This window comes from Collinsella sp. SGI.184 (assembly GCF_050313415.1).
Classification (GTDB): Bacteria; Actinomycetota; Coriobacteriia; order Coriobacteriales; family Coriobacteriaceae; genus Collinsella.
The window spans coordinates 1-447 of sequence record NZ_JBNPLJ010000048.1 but is presented as its reverse complement, the minus strand read 5'-3'; the positions used below and the strand labels follow the sequence as shown (position 1 = coordinate 447).

Genomic DNA, 447 nt, shown 5'->3' with positions numbered 1-447 from the left:
ATCCTACAGGCTGAAGGACCTGCCGAGGGACGGGCCCGTCAAGCCGTGACCGGAATCGGTGAAAAAACGTTAGCGCAACCGGTGAAACCGCCTTTGCGCGAACGGTGCGCCTGTTTAGCGAAACTGGTGAAAAATAGATTGACGCTAACATAAGGCAGCTGGTCAAGCGCCGCTGCCCCAACGCGAGGTGGGTCATGGACCCCTTCCACGTGGTCCAGTGGATGAACGACGCGCTCGACGCCGTGCGCTGCGAGGAGTGGAACGCCGCCAGGGCCGCCGCCAGGGCCGCCAGGCCCAGGCCCGAGGGCAAGCGCGGCAGGCCTGCCAAAGGCGAGCTGCCGCCCGAGGAGGTCAGGGCGCTCGAGGAGGAGGCGGCCTCCATCAAGGGCAGCCGCTACGCGCTCGTGAAGAACCCCGAGGACCTCACCGACGGCCAGAGGGCGAGGC

General features: G+C 66.7%; 1 protein-coding gene. It reads left to right on the top strand.

Going from position 1 to position 447, the window contains the following annotated elements:
- Positions 1 to 194: 194 nt before the first annotated feature.
- Positions 195 to 447, top strand: a 253-nt coding sequence (locus ACQRAJ_RS08790) for a transposase (RefSeq protein WP_427748392.1), incomplete at its 3' end; no start/stop codon positions are given.